This is a genomic window from Alphaproteobacteria bacterium PA2 (assembly GCA_002256425.1).
Lineage (GTDB): Bacteria > Pseudomonadota > Alphaproteobacteria > Caulobacterales > Caulobacteraceae > Phenylobacterium.
The window spans coordinates 3,109,158-3,124,365 of the sequence record NKIZ01000001.1; the positions used below are offsets into that span (position 1 = coordinate 3,109,158).

The following is a 15,208-nucleotide window of genomic DNA, read 5'->3' on the forward strand; positions in this document are numbered from 1 at the left end:
GGTGGCTGAGACCCTGTCAGCCCTGACCGCCCGGCGGATGGCCCTGGCCGCTCAGGGCTTCGCCCAGGCCCGACCGAACACGGCAGGCCGCAAGCATGTGATGCAGACCATTTCCCGTCTGGGAGTCCTGCAGATCGACTCGGTCAATGTGGTGTCGCGGACCCACTACCTGCCGCTCTTCTCCCGGCTGGGGCACTATCCCCGGGAGCTGCTGGAAGACCTGGCCTGGGGCAGGAAGCCCGAGCTGTTTGAATACTGGATGCATGAGGCCTCCCTGGCGACCTGGCCGGTCCAGGCCCTCATGCGCTGGCGGATGGAGGACGCCGCCAACGGGGTCGGCACCTGGAAGGGCGTCGCCCACTTCCTGCGCCACCGCCGGGACTTCGTGGACAGGGTCCGCGACGAGATCGACGCCCGCGGCCCCATGCCGGCTTCAGAACTGGAGATGGGCGCCAAGGGCCAGGGCGGCTGGTGGGGCTGGAGCGAGGGCAAGCGCGCCCTGGAATGCCTGTTCTGGGCCGGCGAGATCACCGCCGCCACCCGGCGCGGCACCTTCGAGCGGGTCTATGGCCTGCCCCACAAGGTCCATCCGCCCCACGTCCGCGACCAGGAGACCCCGCCCCGGGACGCGGCCCAGCGGGACCTGCTGCGCATTGCAATTGGGGCCATGGGCGTGGCCACCGAGCGGGACCTGCGGGACTATTTCCGGATGGGCGTGGCCGACACCAAGGCCCGGATCGCCGAACTTCAGGACCTGGGCGACCTGATCCCGGTGGAGGTCACCGGCTGGGACCAGCCCGCCTGGATGGCCCCCGACGCCCAGCGGCCGCGCAAGGTCGCCGCCAACGCCCTGCTCTCGCCCTTCGACAACCTCATCTGGTTTCGCGAACGGACCGAGCGGGTGTTCGGGGTGAAGGTCCGCCTGGAGATCTACACCCCCGCCCACAAGCGGGTGCACGGCTATTACGTCCTGCCCTTCCTGCAGGGCGAGGCGATCACCGCCCGGGTGGACCTGAAGGCCGAGCGCAAGGCCGGCTATCTGGCCGTCCAGAGCGCCCATGCCGAACCCTGGGCCGATGACCGCACGGCCGACCTGCTGGCGGCGGAACTCCACCTGATGGCCCGGTGGCTTGGCCTGGACGGGGTCAAGGTCCTGCCAAAGGGCGACCTGGCCGGGGATCTGGCGCGGGCGGTGGGCTAGGCTCCATCCGGCCCTTCGCGCCCAGGTCGAAACCTGCCCATACCCAGACCGCGTCCACTCGCCCGAAGGCGCGGGACGCAGGAGAGAGCCATCGCAAAATTTCAAGGATGGCGTTGACGCCCCAAGGTATGTGAATAAATTCCATGACAGGCAGAATGCTGCCGCAGCTTAAATCGGGTCTTGTTCCGGCGCCTGCCCGCAAGACCCCTATAAAATTCCAATATAAGTAACGGGGGGGGGGGCCGAGACGTGTCATTTTACTATGGTGGTCACACCTACGAAATAGTAAAAACAGCGATGAGCTGGGATAGTGCAAACGCCTATGCATCAAGCCTTGGCGGCCACCTCGCTTTTATTACTTCGGCGGCGGAAAATGATTACCTGCACGCCATGGCGCAATCTGATGTCCAACTCCTGGCGACTGCACCCACCGCATCAGATGGCGGTGGCGCGAGATATCTCTGGCTTGGCGGATCAGACGCCGCTGTCGAGGGCGCATGGAGATGGTCGGACGGGTCCCTCTTGTCTGGCTACACCAACTGGGGCGCCGGTTCCCTTGGCGTCGAGCCCGACAACTTCTTCGGCCTTCAGGACGGCATGGCTCTGGGCCTTCAGTCCTGGCCCCAACCCTCGGGCGGGATCGGCATTGCAGGAAAGTGGAATGACCTGAACCCCGCCGACCTGCTCTATTTCTATGTCGAGTATGACAGCATTCAGGGCACGTCCGGTAACGACAGCCTGATCTACTCATCCAGCAGCATTACCTCCTTTGGCGGGGCGATCTCGATATTCGGGGGAACCGGCAATGACACGATCGAGGCCCAGGGCGGGACCAACTATCTACGGGGCGAAGACGGGAACGACTGCATCATCGGCGGGACCGGCTTTGATGACATCCACGGTAACAAGGGTGATGACATCATCATCGGCGGCCCGGGTGGCGACTGGCTGGTGGGCGGCCAGGGTAATGACCTGATCACGTCCACGGGCGGCGTCGACATTCTCTACGGCAATCTGGGAAATGACACGCTCAACGGGGGCCCGGACGCCGACCTCATGCGCGGCGGCCAGGCTGATGACCTTCTCAACGGCGGCGGCGGCAATGACTGGCTCTCCGGCGACAGGGGCAGCGACACCATCACCGGCGGAACCGGCGCCGACATCTTCCACACCTTTGGAGATGCGGGCATCGACCGGGTGACTGACTTCAACCTGTCAGAGGGCGACCGCGTTCAACTTGATCCGGGCACGGTCTATACGGTCACCCAGGTCGGGGCTGATACGGTCATCAACATGACCGGCGGCGGACAGATGACCCTGGTTGGCGTCCAGATGGCGACCTTGCCTGCCGGGTGGATTTTCGGGGCCTGACCCCGATCCGGCATGGGCGCTGGGCCGGGCCTGCATCCTTAAGGCCCCTTCGCGCGTAAGGTCCTCACAGACAAAGGACGCCCCATGCGCAAATCCATCCTGCTCGCCCTCGCCCTTGCGACCCTTTCAGGGTCCGCCTTCGCCAAGGCGCCGGAGCCGGCCAAGAAGATCGACCCCATGGTCTTCTATTATGGCCGCTGGATCGAGATCGGCCGGCGGCCCATGTTCATCACCGATGGCTGCGTGGCCGGGACCACCGACTATCGCCGGACAGGCGACCTCACCGTCGCCGTGACGGACGGCTGCCGCAGGAACTCGCCCACGGGCAAGCCGGTGACCCTCAAGGGCAAGGGGACCATCCTCGACCCCGGAACCAACGCCAAGCTGCGGGTCCGCTATAACGCCCTGATCACCTGGGACTATTGGGTGCTGGACCGGGCCGACGACTACAGCTGGTTCATCTCGGCTGACCCGACGATGAAGAACCTCTGGATCTATACCCGCAAGACCCCGACGCCGGAGGAGCTGAAAGACCTGATCGGCCGGGCGAAGGCCCTGGGCTATGACACGGATAAGCTGGAGTTCCCGACGCCGCCGGTGGAGTGAGGGGGGTCTTAAAAGGTCAGCCCGCACAAAGCAGACTGTATCTGGCCCCGGAATTCCCTACGGTACTGGCTTAGCGCCAAAGGCCGCCCAGACCATGCCCCTGCAGAACCGCGTCGATCCCTTCGGCGACATCTTCGCCACGCCACACAAGGGCGGCTTCATGGGCAATCGGGGTGGTCGGCTGCACGACGCGCACAAACACATCGTCAAGCGCTGGACAAACAGGACCTGGATCATCTGTGTCCTGGCCTTCAAGGGACGGCGGCGGACCATCATGGGTCCGAACACCTATACCGAACTGTTCTTCATGGACGAGGCCACCGCCCTGGCCGCAGGGCACAGACCCTGCGCTGAATGCCGACGGGCTGACTACAACAGCTTCAAGACTGCATTCATCGAGAGCCAGGCAAGGCAGGGCGTCACGATCGCAACGGCGACCGACATGGACCGGGTTCTGCACCAGCAGAGGACTGAAAGCCCTCGCCCGAGGTCCGGCGCCAGAGACCTGCCTGATGGCGCCATGGCGGCCTTCGACGGCAAGCCCTGGCTGAAGCTGGGAAACCACCTGCACCTCTGGACGCCCGGCGGCTATGCCGACCGCATGGCCCTGCCTGCACAGGACATCGAAATCCTGACCCCAGCTGCAACCCTGGCCGTCCTGCGGGCGGGTTACCGGCCACAGGTGGACGCATCCCAATCGGCAGTCCGCCATGGCGATTGAGGCGTGCGGCTTTCCAGAGGGCAGCTCCCTCGATGGCCAGAGGGTGAAGGCGGCCTGGTTCCACGACTCCTATCGCGCCCCGTTGGGCAAGGACCACAGGTCCATGGCCGACATTTTCTTCGCCCTGTTCGGTCACAATCCGGCATGGGTGAAGGCGGTGCTGCTGACCCGCAACCGCATCGCCGCCGCCTGCGGGCTCGATGTGCCAGAAGCTTCAGACATCCAGAATCCGGTGCAGAAGGCCAGCTATCAGGTTGGCGACCTGATCGGGCCCTGGCCTGTGTTCTCGCTGTCGGAAAACGAACTGATCGCCGGACGCGACAACAGGCATCTGGATTTCCGTCTGGTCCTTCTCCGGGAACAGCACGCCGGACAATGGAATGTGGTCGTCTCGACGGTCTGCGAGGTGCACGACCTCTATGGTCGGATCTATCTCTTCTTCATCGTCCCATTCCACAAATGGGGTGTGAAGCAGTTGATGTTGAACGCGGTTCGCGGCGGGAGGTTGTGAGGTTTGGAGCTTCGAAATCTACATTGGAACCCTGGGAGGCCGCGACCTCATTTTCGCCATGGCGTCTCAATTTCCTGCGATGTCGCCGAAACACCAACCGCGGTTATGCGAGCGGAAAGCGTCCAGCTAAATTCCGACTGACAAAGCGCCGATCAACCTCGGTCTGCATATACTTGTCGAAGGCTTCCTCCTGGTCCGTGTCTGACACTCCGCCTGATTCCACAAAAATGAGGTTCGCAAACTGAACCGCGTGGCACTTGCTTGCAAAATTCAGTCTGCTCTTTGGGGCGATTGTCTGTCGCGCGGCGGTCAAGGCGGCCGCCGCAGCAAGCTCCTTCCGTCCGGTGTGGGAAGCGACGACAGCCAGGACCAGATTGACTTCAAGCGTCAGCTTTTCCGAGGGAAGTGCGACACCCCAAAGCCTCGCAAGCCTCTCAAGCACTTCGTGTGCGTCTTCGAACTTTTTGAATGCGGCAAGGCTTTCCGCCTTGGTTGAAAGCAGAGCCACTCTGAGAACATTCAGCAGGTTGGGCATGAATTCTCCGGATATGACCCAAATTCTGAGATATCTTGGGACGCAACTCCCGATTTTAGGGGGAACCACACTTGCTGTCGCGATCTTCGTAGACCTTGCCCCCTACCCCTCCCCCAGCGTCACCGCATGCAGCCGCGCATAGGCGCCGCCCTGCGCCACCAGAGCCGCATGAGACCCCTCCTCCACGATCTTCCCGTGCTCGAAGACCAGAATTCGATCCGCTGACCGGACGGTGGAGAGGCGGTGGGCGATGACGATGGTGGTGCGGCCGACCATCAGGGCTTCCATGGCGCCCTGGACGTCGCGCTCGGTCTCCACGTCGAGGGATGAGGTGGCCTCGTCGAGGATCAGGATCGGGGCGTCGGCCAGGAAGGCCCGGGCTATGGCCACCCGCTGGCGCTCGCCGCCGGACAGCTTGACCCCGCGCTCGCCCACCAGGGTGCTGTAACCCCGAGGCAGGCGGGCGATGAAGTCGTGGGCCCGGGCCCGCCGGGCGGCCAGCTCGATCTCGTCCTGCGTCGCGCCGGGCCGGGCATAGGCGATGTTCTCGGCTATGGTCCGGTGGAACAGGGCAGGGTCCTGGGGCACCAGGGCGATCGACGCGCGCAGGGAGGCCTGGGTCACCCCAGCAATGTCTTGACCATCAATCCTGATGGCGCCGGACTCCAGGTCATAGAGCCGCTGGACCAGCTTGACGAAGGACGACTTGCCCGCGCCCGTGGCTCCGACCAGGGCGATCCGCTCGCCCGGCGCAATGGTCAGGCTGAAGTCGGTGAACAGCGGCTCAGGGGCGGACTTGTAGCGGAAGGTCGCTGCGTCAAAGACGATCTGGCCCTGCTGGCCGACAAAGGCCGGAGCATGGGCGGCGTCAGCCACCTGGGGCGCCGTGCGGGCATAGCGGGCCACATCCTCGGAGTCGGCCAGGCCCTTCTGCAGCATGCGGATATTGTCGCCGATGTTTCGCAGATAGCTGCTCATCAGCATGAAGGCCGTGACCCCGAAGGCCACATCCCCCGCCGTAGCCTTGCCCAGGGTCCACTGCCAGATCAGCAGGCCGGTGAGCCCCGCCTGCAGGGCGGCCAGCAGGAAGTTCATCACCAACCAGACATCGGTGCCCCTTTGCCAGGTCACCTGGATGGCGTCGCGCCAGGTTGCGGTGACCCTGGCCAGGCGGCTCTCTTCACGGGCTTCGGCGCCGAAGCTGCGGACCGTGGCATTGCCGGTGATGGCGTCGGCCAGGGCGCCGCCCAGGCGGGAGTCCAGTGCCACCGAGCGCTGGTTGGCCGGGCGGACGAACTTCTCGGTCAGCAGGACATTGGCGGTCACATAGATCGCCACCACAACGAGGGAATAGAGCCCCACCAGGGGCCAGCGCACCAGCATGATCACCGACATGCCGATCAGCACGGCGAAGGCCGGACCCAGCCACAGGACCACGGCGTCGGAGACCGTGTCATAGCCCCACATGGCCCGGCTGATCCGGCGGACCGTGGCGCCGGCGAAGGCGTCGGCATGCCAGTCGGCCGAGAAGGACTGGACCCGCTTGAAGGCCTCGTCGGTCATTTCCGACATGTTCCAGGCGGCCAGGGGGATGAACATCTTGTTGGAGATGTTCCGGACGATGGCGAGGCTGAGATAGATGCCGATGAAGCTGGCCCAGGCTGACCAGGCGTCGTCCACATGGGCAGGGCCGGCGGCCACGGCGTCCACCAGCTTTCCGGACGCCCAGGGCAGGCTGAGGTCCAGGCCAATGGCCAGCAGGGTGGTGGTGATCACGCCAATCAGCAGGCCGCGGCGACGCAGCCAGAAGGCCGAAATGAAGCCCAGCACCTGGCCGTTGGACAGCAGGCGGGACCTGTTGTCGTCCTCGTCCTCATAGTGGGCGGTGTCGTCTTGGTGGGTAAGTTCGGTCATGGGAACCAGAAGGATCGAACAGGATGAGGCCCGGACCGGGCGCTGATGCTGTCTGTGTCAGGAGGTCGCCGGACAGGGTCCGGACAGGCGAAGGGTCGAAGGGGCGACCGGCGGACGGGCCGGATCAGACCTGTGGCTTCGACTTGCGGAAGAGGTCAGATACTGTGGCGTCGCACATGGCTTAAGACCCTCCTTTCCGCTCGCAGTTGACGTTGGGGAGAGGCTAGGCGCGGGGTTAACGGGCGTCAACCGGGCCGGAAGCAGGTTTCGCCCGCGGCCTCCAGACTGCGACCATTAAGTCACAAGACTTCCGCGCCGGCCCGACCGGAGTTATCAGCAGGCCATGACCGCCCCCCTTCCCGACGCTGCGCCGACCAACTGGGTCGACAGGTCTGCGCCTGCAGCCCTGCGGCCCTGGCTGAAGCTTGGCCGGTTCGACCGCCCAGCGGGGATCTGGCTGCTCATGCTGCCGGGCTGGCAGGGGGTAGCCCTGGCCTGCGCCATGCTGGGCAAGTGGCCGGACCCGGTGCTGCTGGCCAAGATCTTCCTCGGGGCGGCTCTGATGCGGGCGGCGGGCTGCGCCTATAACGACATTGTCGACCGGGAGATTGACGCCAAGGTGGCCCGCACAGCTGGTCGGCCCATCCCGTCAGGCCAGATCTCGGTCAAACAGGCCTGGGGTTTTCTGGTGGCCTGCGCCCTGGTCGCCTTTGGCATACTGGTCACCCTGCCGCCCCTGGCCATAGCCCTGGGTGTCGGGTCCCTGGCCCTGGTGGCGGCCTATCCCTTCATGAAGCGGATCACCTGGTGGCCCCAGGCCTGGCTGGGCCTGACCTTCAACTGGGGCGCCCTGCTGGGCTCGGCGGCGGTGGCGGGAGAACTGACCCTGCCCGCCCTCCTGCTCTACGCTGGGGGCGTCTTCTGGACCCTGGGCTATGACACCATCTACGCCGTTCAGGACCTGGAGGACGACGCCCTGGCCGGAGTGAAGTCCTCCGCCCGTCGGCTGGGCGCGGCGGCGCCAAAGGCCGTGCTCGGCTTCTATATGGCGGCTTTTTTCCTGGCACTGGCCACAGGCTGGTTCGGCCATCTGGGCCCGCTCTTCCTGCCGCCGGTCGCCCTCTATGGCGTCCAGCTGTCGCGGCAGGCCGCCGCCCTGCGGGTGGATGATCCCATGGGCGCGCTGAAGCTGTTCAAGTCCAACAGCCTGGCCGGCCTGCTGCTGTTTGCCGGCCTGGCTTTCGGGTCCTGGCAGGGCGCCAACCTGCCCTTCTGAGGTCTGGCTCCCGGCCCCGGCCCGTGGCAGATTAGGCAAAAGCATTAGGGACAGGCCATGACTGACACGCCTCTGCCAAACATAATGGCCATGACGCCCTTCAATCCGGAGTTCCAGAAGGACCCCCACTCGGTCCTGAAACCCCTGCGGGAACGCTGCCCGGTCCTGCGCGACGAGACGACGGGCAATTTCATCATCAGCCGCTTCAGCGATGTCCGCGCCATAGCCACGGACCTCACCATGTGGCGCGACCCCTTGCGGGCGGAACCGGCCGCGCTCATGCAGCGCCGGTTCGCAGACGCGGTGGTCGAGGGCGTTCCGCGTTCCGAGAGCACCAGTATCCTCATGCTGGACAATCCTGACCACGCCCGGGTGCGCGGCCCCCTGTCCCAGGCCCTCTATGCTCGGGTGGCGAAGATCCGACCCCAGGTGGAGACCATAGTCGATCAGGCCCTCGATCGCATGGCGACGAAGACCAGCTTCGATCTGATGGACGAATTCTGCGTCCCCATTCCCATCGACGTCATCGCCGTCATCCTGGGAGTCGACCATGACCGGCTGGTGGAGTTCCGCGACTGGTCCGAAGGGATCATCCAGGGCCTCAATCCCTTCAGGAATGAAGACCAGACCCGGCACATGGAGCGGTCCAGCGTCGCGTTGAACGATTACTTCACCGCCGCCCTGGCCGAGCGCAGGGACAATCCCAGGGACGACCTGATCAGCGACATGACCCGGCTGCAGGCCGAGGGCGCGCCACTCAGCGATGTGGAACTGCGGATCAACCTGACCGCCCTGCTGGTCGGCGGCAATCTCACCACGACCGACCTGATCGGCAATGGAGTCCGTCTCCTGCTGCTGAACCCCGAAGAACTGGCCAAGCTGCGGGCCGATCCCGGCCTGATCAACAGCGCGGTCGAGGAAATCCTGCGCTATGAACCGCCCGTCGACATGACCAGCCGTGTCGCGTCCCGCGACATGGAAGTCAGCGGCTGTCCGATCAAGGCGACCCAGGTCATGACCGTGTCCCTGCGGGGCGCCAACCGCGACCCGGAAGCCTTCCCGGACCCCGACCGTTTCGACATCAGCCGCAAACGCGCCTCGCACATGGCCTTCGGCGGCGGCGCCCATATCTGTATTGGCGCGCCCCTGGCCCGACTGGAGGCCCAGGTGGCCATAGCGCGCCTGCTGGAACGCTTCCCGAACCTGCGCCTGGCCGATCCTTCCGCCGAAGCCGTCTGGCGCACCCTGCCCTTCTTCCGCGGGCTGGAACGTCTGGACCTGGCGGTCTAGGACCTTCCCATGGCCGCTGCAGCACGCGTTGATCCCAAGACCTATTTTACCGCCGAGGAGTGGGCGCAGCTTTCGCCGCGGTCCTCGTGGAAGGGGCTGGCCCTGGTGGCGCACGCCTGGATCGTCATCCTGGCGGCCGGCGCCATGGCCATTGTCTGGCCGATCACCATTCCCCTGGCAGTCATCATCATCGGGGGGCGCCAGCTGGGGCTTGGCATTCTGATGCATGATGCGGCGCACGGCGCCCTGCACCCCAACCCGAAGATCAATGACCTTGTCGGCGAGTGGTTCACCGGCGGGGGCCTGGTCCGCTACCGGACCTATCACCTGGGCCACCACAAGTTCGCCCAGCAGACGGAAGATCCGGACCTGGGTCTTTCGGCGCCCTTTCCCATCACCCGCACCTCCCTGCGGCGCAAGATGGTCCGGGACCTGACCGGCCAGACCGCCTTCAAGCTGAGGTTTGGCGACTTTCAGGCCCGCCTGAAGGCCCGCCAGCCTGGCCAGCCGGTCCTGCCCATCATCCTGGAGGAATTCCGGCGCAAGCGGCGCTGGCTTCTGGGGGGCGTAATGGCCACGGCCCTTGGGGCGACCCTGGGGGTCTGGTGGGCGTGGCCAGTGGTCTGGCTGTTGCCCCAGTTCACCTGGTTCCCGGTGATCACCCGCCTGCGGAACATCGCCGAGCACGCCTGTATCGACAAGGACGAGCCCGATCCCCTGCGCCATGCCCGCACCACCCGGGCCGGCCCCATCGCCCGGATCATCCTGGCGCCCTATTACGTGAACTATCACTGCGAACATCACATGTTCATGCACCTGCCCTGCTACGTCCTGCCCAGGACCCATCGCCTGCTGAAGGCCAAGGGGGTGACCGAAGGCATGCGGATCGAGCCCGGCGGCTATCTTTCGGTGATCAGGCTGGCGACGAGCCTCCAGCAGGCCTAGAGCTGGTCGATGATCGATCCCAGTCTTGAGGGCCGGCGCGCCTTCATCCTTGAAAACACCCGCCTGCAGAGCCCACCCCATACGCCAGAGCTCAATCTGCGGCTGGCCGACGAGATCACCCCGATCTGGCAGATGACTGAAGAGGCCCTGGCCGAGATCGGCCTTCCACCGCCCTTCTGGGCCTTCGCCTGGGCTGGGGGTCAGGCTCTGGCGCGGTATGTCCTGGACCATCCTGAGCTGGTCAGGGGCAAGCGGGTCATAGACTTTGCCTCGGGGTCGGGGATTGTCGGCATAGCCGCCATGAAGGCCGGCGCCGCCCAGGTTCTCTGCGCCGACATTGACGGCTTCTGCCAGGCGGCCCTGTCACTCAATCAGGCCGCAAACGACGTGATGTGCGACTTCACCGACGCCGACCTGCTGGACGCGCCAGCGCCCGCCGCAGACGTCATCCTGGCCGGGGACATCTGCTATGAGAAGCCGATGACCGACAGGGTCATGGCCTGGTTGCAGGCGGCGCGGGCCCGGGGCGCCGCGGTGCTGATCGGCGATCCGGGTCGATCCTATTTCCCGAAGAGCGGCCTTGAAAAGCTGGCGGAATACCAGGTTGAGACCACCCGCGAACTGGAAGACTTCGCCGTCAAGAAGACCAGCGTCTGGACTCTCGTTTCTTGACTTGCTATCCGGAACGAAACCGGAACAATCAGGAGCGCCAGATGCGCGAAGACGGCAAGATCGACTATGTGGAAATGCCGGGGCAGGACCTGCCGGCGACCAAGGCCTTTTACAGCCAGGCCTTTGGCTGGGGGTTCGTTGACTATGGTCCGACCTATTGCGCAATGGAAGGAGCTGGGCTGGACGGGGGATTTGACGCCGATCCTGATCGCGTCACGGCGCCGCTTGTCGTCCTGTTCGCGACGGACCTGGAGGCCATGCTCGATCGGGTTACCTCGGCCGGCGGGCAGATCGTGAAGCCGATCTTCAGCTTCCCCGGCGGGCGGCGCTTTCACTTCCGCGACCCCAGCGGCAATGAACTGGCGGTCTTCTGCGAAGCCTGACTTGACCTTCTCCAGCTGAACTTGATGCTTGAGCTGTGAGAGCAGACCCAAGGGACGGGTAAAACGACGGCATGCGGAAGATTGCTCCCGGATTTGGCCTGCTGGCCCTGGCGGTCTCCCTGGCGGTCTGGGCGCCCGCAATGGCGGCGCCGGCGCCCCATCCCGTCCTGACCCTGGAAAACGTGACGGTAGGCCTGCGCAGGGATGAAGCCTGGGGCGGAATTTCGTCAGGCCCGGACTGCAGTATCCGCCAACCTCTGGTGTGGCGGGGCCCTCGCAGCGGCATTGGCGACCCGGCCTATGTGGAGGCCTTCCAGACGCAGTCGCAGAACCTGAAGGCGACGGAAAAGGTCGGATCTGGCCCCTATCAGGTCACCGCCAGGATCACGGCCATGCAGGTCGAAGCCTGTCTCAAGCCTGGCGCGGAGGGGATTTCCGCAAGCGGCAAGGCAGGCATGGATGTCGCCTGGCGCATTGTCTCAGACCCTGGGGCGCCGCCCCTGGCCGAAATCTCCACCCATGGCGCGGCGCCGATCGATCAGGCCGGTCAGAAGGATATGGTGAGGACCGCCCTTCGCATGGCCTTCACGGAGTCTGCCCGCGCCCTGTTCGCCGACCCGGCCCTGATCGCCGCCCTGCGGACCACAGCCGCCGCAAGCCCCATGGCCGCCGGACCGAAGGATCAGGCCGCAGCCCTGACCCTGGCGGGCGCCGCCAGCATTCGGCCAAGGCTGCCGCCGAAATCCATCGACAGCGTGGTCGCCATCTTCAACGCCCAGGGCATGGGTAGCGGCTTTCTGGCGTCCAGCGACGGCCTCGTGCTGACCAACGCCCACGTGGTGGGCAAGGACCCCGTGGTGAAGGTGCGGTGGTCGGACGGGGTTGAGGCCCAGGCCAGGGTTCTGCGCATTGACCCCCGGGTGGATGTCGCCCTGGTGCAGGTGGCCGGGGCCGGTCGTCACCCCCTGCCCCTCAAGGCCCGGCTGCCCGAGCCCGGCGAAACGGTCTTCGCCATCGGCACACCCCTGGAGATTGATCTTCAGGGCACCCTGTCCCGGGGCATTGTGTCAGCCATCCGCCACAGGGACGGCGAACTTCTGATCCAGAGCGACGTCTCCATCGCCCATGGCAACAGTGGCGGGCCCCTGCTGGACGAAAAAGGCAATGTGATCGGCATGACCGTATCAGGTCTGGAAAACACCACGGCCAATCTGAACTTCTTCATTCCGGTCGCCGAGATCCTCAAGGCGCTGAATCTGAAGCTGGGCGGCTGAAAGCCGGCCGTCGCCAAGCCCTGCCCCGGGCGCCTATAGTGGCCGCTCGCATCGACCGGAGTTCCCATGTTTCGCCGCGCCTTCCTCGCCGCCATGCCCGCCGCCGCCATAGCCAGCCTGGCTCACGCAGGAACCCGTTCGCAGAACCTCAATCGCGACCGCCGGGATGTAGGCTCCGGGGACCGGATTGATGGCGCCACCTTCGCCAGCCGCAGCGCCGCCTGGGGCATGCACGGCGCGGCCGCCACGGCCCATCCCCTGGCCACCCAGACCGCCATCGAGATGCTGAAGGCCGGCGGCTCGGCGGTGGACGCCGCCATCGCCGCCAATGCGGTGCTGGGCCTGTGCGAGCCCATAGCCTGCGGAATTGGCGGAGACGCCTTCGCCATGATCTGGGACCCGAAGACGAGGAAGGTGGAAGGCCTGAACGGCTCGGGCCGCAGCCCCATGGGCCTTTCCCTTGAAACCGTGCGGTCCCGCTCGAAGCATGGCCTGATCCCGTCCTATGGCGCGATTTCCGTCAGCGTACCGGGCGCCGTGGACGCCTGGTGGACCCTGCACCAGAGGTACGGAAAGCTGAATTGGGCCGACCTGTTCGCGCCGGCCATCGCCTATGCCCGGGACGGCGCGCCCGTCACCCAGAATGTCGCCTATTACCTTGGCGCGTCTCTGAGGGGGTTCTCCCGCCCGGAAGCCGGGATCGAGGAGATAGAGAACTTCAAGGCGGTCTGGGCGCCCAGTGGAAAGACCCCTGAGGAAGGCGAGATCTTCCGCAATCCAGGGCTGGCGCGCACCTATGACCTGATCGCCAAGGGTGGACGCGACGAGTTCTACGCCGGCGAAATCGCTGAAACGATTGAACGCTATTTCAAGCGGATCGGCGGCTGGATGACCAAGGCGGACCTGTCCGCCCACCACGCCCGCTGGGACCCGCCCCAGAAGATCAACTATCGCGGCGTCGACGTCTATGGCCTGTCGCCCAACAGCCAGGGCCTGGCCACCCTGCAGCTGCTGAACATCCTCGAAAACTTCGACATCAAGGCCATGGGCTTCCAGTCGGCCAAGGCCATCCACCACGCGGTGGAAGCCAAGCGCCTGGCCTTCGAGGACCGCGCGCGGTTCTATGCCGATCCGGACTTCTACAAGGTCCCCACCGAGTGGCTGCTCTCCAAGGCCTATGCCGCCGAGCGGGCCAAGCTGATTTCCGCCGACAGGATCCTCACCCCGATCCATCCCGGCCAGGCGCCCAGCCACGGCGACACCACCTACTTCACGGTGTCGGATGAGAGCGGCATGATGATTTCCCTTATCCAGTCCAACTATCGCGGCATGGGATCAGGCCTGATGCCCGACGGCCTGGGCTTCATGTTCCAGGACCGCGGCGAACTCTTCGCCCTGACCGACGGCCATCCCAATATCTATGCTCCGGGCAAGCGGCCCTTCCAGACCATCATTCCCGGCTTCGCCACCAAGGGAGACCAGCCCTGGCTGGCCTTCGGCGTCATGGGCGGCGACATGCAGCCCCAGGGCCAGGCCCAGATCATCTCCAACATGGTCGACTTCGGCCTGGCCGTTCAGGAGGCCGGGGATTCGCCCCGCTGGCATCACGAGGGGTCCTCCGAGCCCACCGGTGAGCCGGCGCGGGATGGCAATGGTCTGCTCCGGCTCGAGACGGGCGTCCCCGCAGCCACCCAGAAGGCCCTCGCAGACATGGGCTGGAAGCTGGGCCCGACCGATGGCGGGTTTGGCGGCTATCAGGCCATTGAGCGCTGGCCGGGCCGCTACGCCGCTGCCACTGAGATGCGCAAGGACGGCGTGGCCCTGGCCTACTGATCATAAGAAAAGAGAGAGGCAGACATGACGCCCGAGGAGATGGAAACCATCATCATGAGCTTCCCCGGCGCCGAGAAGGGGGTGTCCTACGGGTCGCCCGCCTACAAGGTGAACGGCAAGTTCTTCACTCGCCTGCGACGGGAGGACCAGAGCGTGGTGCTGGTGGGGATCAGCCCGGACGAGCGGGACATGCTGATGGAGGCCGAGCCCGGCACCTTCCACATCACGCCGCATTACAAGGACTATCCCAGCGTCCTGGCCCGGATCGCCACCCTGCATCCGGGATCCTTCCGGAACTTCCTCGAGCGGAAGTGGCGGACCCTGGCCCCGAAGAAGGTGGTCAAGGCGTACGACGCGGCCAAGGCGGCGGACTAGAACTCGTCTTCCATAAGGGAGCGGAACTGCTCGAAGATTTCCGCGGCCCGCTCCTGGCTTGGCGGGGGTTCCGGCTCGGGCGCCGGGGCCGCCATGCCAGCCAGCCGACTGACCACTACGCCGTTCTGGACCAGGACAAGCTCTTCACCCGCTTCCAGGCCGGTGAGCAGCTGGGCGAGCCTGGGCGGCAGGTCGTCTAGGTCGAGGCTTTTCATGGAAACCGAGTTTAGGCCCGAAGGCGCGGCGCGCAAAGGGTGACATGATCCGGCTTGGGGACTAGATCACAGGCTCGGAACACGGG

General features: G+C 65.4%; 16 protein-coding genes. 13 read left to right on the top strand and 3 right to left on the bottom strand.

What is annotated here, in order from left to right; translation table 11 throughout:
- Window position 1 precedes the first annotated feature (1 nt).
- The 5 genes from CFE28_14960 (at window position 2) to CFE28_14980 (ending at window position 4,410) form a co-directional block, all read left to right on the top strand.
- Window positions 2–1,201, top strand: a complete 1,200-nt coding sequence (locus CFE28_14960) for a cytoplasmic protein (GenBank protein ID OYU71180.1) — start codon at window positions 2–4, stop codon at window positions 1,199–1,201.
- Between the two features lie 297 nt (window positions 1,202–1,498).
- Window positions 1,499–2,572 carry a hypothetical protein gene (locus CFE28_14965; GenBank protein OYU71181.1) on the top strand — a complete coding sequence of 358 codons (1,074 nt, stop codon included), beginning with the start codon at window positions 1,499–1,501 and terminating at the stop codon, window positions 2,570–2,572.
- Between the two features lie 84 nt (window positions 2,573–2,656).
- The gene (locus tag CFE28_14970) at window positions 2,657–3,178 is read left to right on the top strand and encodes a lipocalin (protein ID OYU71182.1); all 522 of its coding nucleotides are present in this window, start codon (window positions 2,657–2,659) and stop codon (window positions 3,176–3,178) included.
- 94 nt (window positions 3,179–3,272) lie between these two features.
- Window positions 3,273–3,899 (top strand): hypothetical protein, encoded by a 627-nt coding sequence (locus CFE28_14975; GenBank protein ID OYU71183.1) that lies wholly within the window; start codon window positions 3,273–3,275, stop codon window positions 3,897–3,899.
- Complete coding sequence (locus tag CFE28_14980; GenBank protein ID OYU71184.1) at window positions 3,889–4,410, top strand: hypothetical protein; 522 nt, start codon at window positions 3,889–3,891, stop codon at window positions 4,408–4,410. Before CFE28_14975 ends, CFE28_14980 begins: the two co-directional genes overlap by 11 nt.
- A gap of 103 nt (window positions 4,411–4,513) precedes the next feature.
- On the opposite strand, the gene CFE28_14985 is transcribed toward CFE28_14980, so the two are convergent.
- Window positions 4,514–4,945 (bottom strand): hypothetical protein, encoded by a 432-nt coding sequence (locus CFE28_14985; GenBank protein ID OYU71185.1) that lies wholly within the window; start codon window positions 4,943–4,945, stop codon window positions 4,514–4,516.
- 102 nt (window positions 4,946–5,047) lie between these two features.
- Window positions 5,048–6,859, bottom strand: a complete 1,812-nt coding sequence (locus tag CFE28_14990; GenBank protein OYU71186.1) for a multidrug ABC transporter ATP-binding protein — start codon at window positions 6,857–6,859, stop codon at window positions 5,048–5,050.
- Between the two features lie 343 nt (window positions 6,860–7,202).
- Here CFE28_14990 and CFE28_14995 point away from each other — a divergent pair, with 343 nt between their 5' ends.
- The 8 genes from CFE28_14995 to CFE28_15030 all read left to right on the top strand — a co-directional run bounded on the left by CFE28_14995 (window position 7,203) and on the right by CFE28_15030 (window position 14,907).
- Window positions 7,203–8,135, top strand: a complete 933-nt coding sequence (locus CFE28_14995; protein ID OYU71187.1) for a 4-hydroxybenzoate polyprenyltransferase — start codon at window positions 7,203–7,205, stop codon at window positions 8,133–8,135.
- Between the two features lie 57 nt (window positions 8,136–8,192).
- Window positions 8,193–9,425 (top strand): cytochrome P450, encoded by a 1,233-nt coding sequence (locus tag CFE28_15000; protein ID OYU71188.1) that lies wholly within the window; start codon window positions 8,193–8,195, stop codon window positions 9,423–9,425.
- A 9-nt stretch (window positions 9,426–9,434) separates the two neighbouring features.
- Complete coding sequence (locus CFE28_15005; protein OYU71189.1) at window positions 9,435–10,370, top strand: fatty acid desaturase; 936 nt, start codon at window positions 9,435–9,437, stop codon at window positions 10,368–10,370.
- 9 nt (window positions 10,371–10,379) lie between these two features.
- Window positions 10,380–11,042 (top strand): nicotinamide N-methylase, encoded by a 663-nt coding sequence (locus tag CFE28_15010; GenBank protein ID OYU71190.1) that lies wholly within the window; start codon window positions 10,380–10,382, stop codon window positions 11,040–11,042.
- 41 nt (window positions 11,043–11,083) lie between these two features.
- Window positions 11,084–11,425, top strand: a complete 342-nt coding sequence (locus CFE28_15015; protein ID OYU71191.1) for a glyoxalase family protein — start codon at window positions 11,084–11,086, stop codon at window positions 11,423–11,425.
- Between the two features lie 71 nt (window positions 11,426–11,496).
- Window positions 11,497–12,699 carry a hypothetical protein gene (locus tag CFE28_15020; protein OYU71192.1) on the top strand — a complete coding sequence of 401 codons (1,203 nt, stop codon included), beginning with the start codon at window positions 11,497–11,499 and terminating at the stop codon, window positions 12,697–12,699.
- A gap of 66 nt (window positions 12,700–12,765) precedes the next feature.
- The gene (gene ggt, locus CFE28_15025) at window positions 12,766–14,532 is read left to right on the top strand and encodes a gamma-glutamyltransferase (GenBank protein OYU71193.1); all 1,767 of its coding nucleotides are present in this window, start codon (window positions 12,766–12,768) and stop codon (window positions 14,530–14,532) included.
- A gap of 24 nt (window positions 14,533–14,556) precedes the next feature.
- Window positions 14,557–14,907: a hypothetical protein gene (locus tag CFE28_15030; GenBank protein ID OYU71194.1), complete on the top strand. Its 351-nt coding sequence runs from the start codon at window positions 14,557–14,559 to the stop codon at window positions 14,905–14,907.
- On the opposite strand, the gene CFE28_15035 is transcribed toward CFE28_15030, so the two are convergent.
- Window positions 14,904–15,122 (bottom strand): hypothetical protein, encoded by a 219-nt coding sequence (locus CFE28_15035; GenBank protein ID OYU71195.1) that lies wholly within the window; start codon window positions 15,120–15,122, stop codon window positions 14,904–14,906. The genes CFE28_15030 and CFE28_15035 overlap by 4 nt on opposite strands.
- Window positions 15,123–15,208: the final 86 nt, after the last annotated feature.

Excerpts from the sequence above, each read along its gene's own strand:
- CFE28_14995 (OYU71187.1), top strand. The coding sequence starts at position 7,203 with ATGACCGCCCCCCTTCCCGACGCTGCGCCGACCAACTGGGTCGACAGG.
- CFE28_14965 (OYU71181.1), top strand. The coding sequence starts at position 1,499 with ATGAGCTGGGATAGTGCAAACGCCTATGCATCAAGCCTTGGCGGCCAC.
- CFE28_15010 (OYU71190.1), top strand. The coding sequence starts at position 10,380 with ATGATCGATCCCAGTCTTGAGGGCCGGCGCGCCTTCATCCTTGAAAAC.
- CFE28_14990 (OYU71186.1), bottom strand. The coding sequence starts at position 6,859 with ATGACCGAACTTACCCACCAAGACGACACCGCCCACTATGAGGACGAG.
- CFE28_15015 (OYU71191.1), top strand. The coding sequence starts at position 11,084 with ATGCGCGAAGACGGCAAGATCGACTATGTGGAAATGCCGGGGCAGGAC.
- CFE28_14980 (OYU71184.1), top strand. The coding sequence starts at position 3,889 with ATGGCGATTGAGGCGTGCGGCTTTCCAGAGGGCAGCTCCCTCGATGGC.
- CFE28_15005 (OYU71189.1), top strand. The coding sequence starts at position 9,435 with ATGGCCGCTGCAGCACGCGTTGATCCCAAGACCTATTTTACCGCCGAG.
- CFE28_14975 (OYU71183.1), top strand. The coding sequence starts at position 3,273 with ATGCCCCTGCAGAACCGCGTCGATCCCTTCGGCGACATCTTCGCCACG.
- CFE28_15020 (OYU71192.1), top strand. The coding sequence starts at position 11,497 with ATGCGGAAGATTGCTCCCGGATTTGGCCTGCTGGCCCTGGCGGTCTCC.
- CFE28_14985 (OYU71185.1), bottom strand. The coding sequence starts at position 4,945 with ATGCCCAACCTGCTGAATGTTCTCAGAGTGGCTCTGCTTTCAACCAAG.
- CFE28_15035 (OYU71195.1), bottom strand. The coding sequence starts at position 15,122 with ATGAAAAGCCTCGACCTAGACGACCTGCCGCCCAGGCTCGCCCAGCTG.
- CFE28_15000 (OYU71188.1), top strand. The coding sequence starts at position 8,193 with ATGACTGACACGCCTCTGCCAAACATAATGGCCATGACGCCCTTCAAT.
- CFE28_14970 (OYU71182.1), top strand. The coding sequence starts at position 2,657 with ATGCGCAAATCCATCCTGCTCGCCCTCGCCCTTGCGACCCTTTCAGGG.
- ggt (OYU71193.1), top strand. The coding sequence starts at position 12,766 with ATGTTTCGCCGCGCCTTCCTCGCCGCCATGCCCGCCGCCGCCATAGCC.
- CFE28_15030 (OYU71194.1), top strand. The coding sequence starts at position 14,557 with ATGACGCCCGAGGAGATGGAAACCATCATCATGAGCTTCCCCGGCGCC.